Below are 3,290 nucleotides of genomic sequence, written 5' to 3'. Positions count from 1 at the left end.
CCTGCCCCCAGCAGACCAAGCAGTCCTGTTTTTAGGAGATCCAGCCAACGGCGGCGTACCGGTCACACCAGGTCAAGTCCTGACTCCAGCACAATTGCAGCAACTATTTTTGCAAGCCACAGGCAACTTTACAGGAGCCAATTTCACCTACAGCGCCACAGACAACGACGGCGCCACCAGTCCCGCTGTCGCTAATGTCGCGGTCATACTTCCAACTGACAACCAACCGCCAATTGCCAACAATGCCAACTCCAGCCTCGGGCCCAACAGCAGCCAGTTAGTCACGGGATTGGGAGGCAGCGACCCCGACGGGTCGATCGCCTCTTACACCATCAACAGCCTGCCCCCAGCAGACCAAGCAGTCCTGTTTTTAGGAGACCCAGCCAACGGCGGCGTACCGGTGACACCAGGTCAAGTCCTGACGCCTCAACAGTTACAGCAACTATTTTTCTTCACAACAGGCAACTTTACAGGAGCCAATTTCACCTACAGCGCCACAGACAACAGCGGCGCCTCCAGTCCCGCTGTCGCTACGGTGGCAGCTATCTTGCGGCCGGTTGCGCCCACTCCCACACCAACTCCAACTCCAACTGACAACCAACCGCCAATTGCCAACAATGCCAACTCCAGCCTCGGGCCCAACAGCAGCCAGTTAGTCACGGGATTGGGAGGAAGCGACCCCGACGGGTCGATCGTCTCTTACACCATCAACAGCCTGCCCCCAGCAGACCAAGCAGTCCTGTTTTTAGGAGACCCAGCCAACGGCGGCGTACCGGTGACACCAGGTCAAGTCCTGACTCCAGCACAGTTGCAGCAACTGTTTTTCTTCACGACGGGCAACTTTACAGGAACCAATTTCACCTACAGGGCCACAGACAACAGCGGTGCTATCAGTCCAGTCGCTACCGCTAGTGTGGCTGGACTGATAGCGCCCACACCAACTCCAACACCGACAACAACACCAACTCCAACACCGACAACAACACCAACTCCAACACCGACGACAACTGACAACCAACCGCCATTGGTCAACAATGCCAACTCCAGCCTCGGGCCCAACAGCAGCCAGTTAATTACGGGATTGGGAGGCAGCGACCCCGACGGGTCGATCGTCTCTTACACCATCAACACCCTGCCCCCAGCAGACCAAGCAGTCCTGTTTTTAGGAGATCCAGCCAACGGCGGCGTACCAGTGACACCAGGTCAAGTCCTGACGCCTCAACAGCTACAGCAACTATTTTTCTTCACGACAGGCAACTTTACAGGAGCCAATTTCACCTACAGCGCCACAGACAACGACGGCGCTATCAGTCCCGCTGTCGCTACTGTCGCGGTTGTCGCCCTGCCGATTGCGCCAACTCCGACGCCAACTCCGACGCCAACTCCGACGCCAACTCCGACGCCCATCTCAAGTCCGATCGCCGAAACAGATACCGACTGTCAGTGTTCGCCCATTATTGAAAAACCGGGAATTAACTTTGCGCCCCCGCAGCAACCACCCGCAGTTGGATTTATCCAGCCGATTTCACAATTTTCAGAGGAACAAAGCACTAAAGGAACCGACGGCGATGATTTCATCGCAGACACCAAAGGCAACCAAAAAATTGTCGGTTTTGAAGGCAACGACCTGCTTTTAGGTGAAGACGGCGCGGACGAAATTTACGGCAACGAAGACAATGACACAATTTTTGGCGGCATTGACACCGATATTGTTTACGGAGACGAGGGCAACGATATCGTATTCGCAGGCAAACAGAACGACTGGATTGCCGGCGACTTAGACTCTGACACCCTGTTTGGAGATCGAGGTGCCGATACGATTTTGGGAGACAACGGGCAGAACAACTCCCAGAGTCCTGACGATGCTCGCGATTTGATTTTCGGAGGCGAGGCTGGAGACCTCATTAACGGCAACGAGGGCGACGATACCATCCATAGCGGCAAAGGTGACGATATTGCCCTTGGAGGTAAAGAAAATGACTTGATTTGGGGCGAACTCGGCTCCGATACGTTGTTTGGTGGCATCGGCTCCGACACCTTGTTTGGGGGCATCGGCGACAAAAGGGCCAGCGACTCCGAGGGACGCGACTTGCTGTACGGAGGCTTCGGCAACGACTTGCTCCACGGCCAACAAGGCAACGATACGCTGGTTGCAGGCAAAGATAACGATCGCGCTTACGGAGGTAAAGGCAATGACATCATCTACGGTCAATTAGGCTCCGATACGCTCTACGGCGGCGAAGGAGCCGATACTCTGCTCGGCGACAGTGGCAGTTCCCAGTCACTTGGGGATACCGGCGAACAAGACTTAATTTTTGGTGGCAGCGGCAACGACATCATGGGCGGCGGCCACGGTAATGATACCGTGCAAGCAGGTAAAGGCAATGATTGTGTTTGGGGTGGCAAAGATAATGACCTGATTTGGGGCGAACTCGGCTCCGATACCCTTGTTGGGGACAGTGGCGACGACACCATGTACGGTGGTGCTCGAAGTCGAGCTAAAGATGTTGGCGGCCGGGACTTGCTCTTTGGTGGCATCGGTGCTGATGTGCTGTTCGGCGATGAGGGTGACGATACCATCGCCGGCGGTCAAGACAACGACTTGATTTACGCCGGCAAAGCTAACGACCTCATACACGGAGATAGGGGCGACGACTTGATTTACGGCGGTGACGGCAGCGATGAGCTCTGCGGTGACGAGGGCAGCGATACCATCTATGGCGATCGTTCCGATAACCGGGGTGTCTCGGTGGGCGCAAACGACCAGCAAGACTGCATCAACGGCGGTGACGGCGATGACTTGCTCTACGGCAACGAAGGGCAAGATACTATCAACGGAGATGCTGGCAGCGATACTCTGATTGGTGGTAAAGATAGCGACCTTCTCAATGGGGGTGCTGGAGATGACTGGCTGTTTGGCGACTTGGGCGACGATACTTTAATTGGAGGTATTGGGAGCGATCGATTTGTGTTGAGTGCTGATGGCGGCACCGATACTGTGATTAACTTCGAGGTAGGCGTGGATAAGTTTGTTGTGAGCGACGGCCTGAGTTTCCAGCAGTTGCAATTTAGCGCCACTCCGAACGGTATGTTGCTGCAAGTAGCAGGAACCGATCGGGTTTTAGCGAATCTGGTGGGGGTTAACGGGGCGATCGGCTCCTCGGATTTCCTATCAGAGATATTACGCTCTGAGGCTTAGAACTGGAGTTTAGACTAGGCAGCAAGAAAAGACTCAGCAAAGGTGAGTTGAAAATAAATAGACTTCAGATCTGAAAATCTACACTACTAAG

1 protein-coding gene is annotated in these 3,290 nt (G+C 54.7%); it reads left to right on the top strand.

The features are described 5' to 3' along the window. Positions 1-3,199: calcium-binding protein (locus E5S67_RS31525; protein ID WP_479686950.1), on the top strand; the 3,199-nt coding region annotated here is incomplete at its 5' end. Between the last annotated feature and the right edge of the window lie 91 nt (positions 3,200-3,290).

This window comes from Microcoleus asticus IPMA8 (assembly GCF_013179805.1).
Classification (GTDB): Bacteria; Cyanobacteriota; Cyanobacteriia; order Cyanobacteriales; family Microcoleaceae; genus Microcoleus; species Microcoleus asticus.
This window is presented reverse-complemented; position numbering and strand designations above follow the sequence as displayed.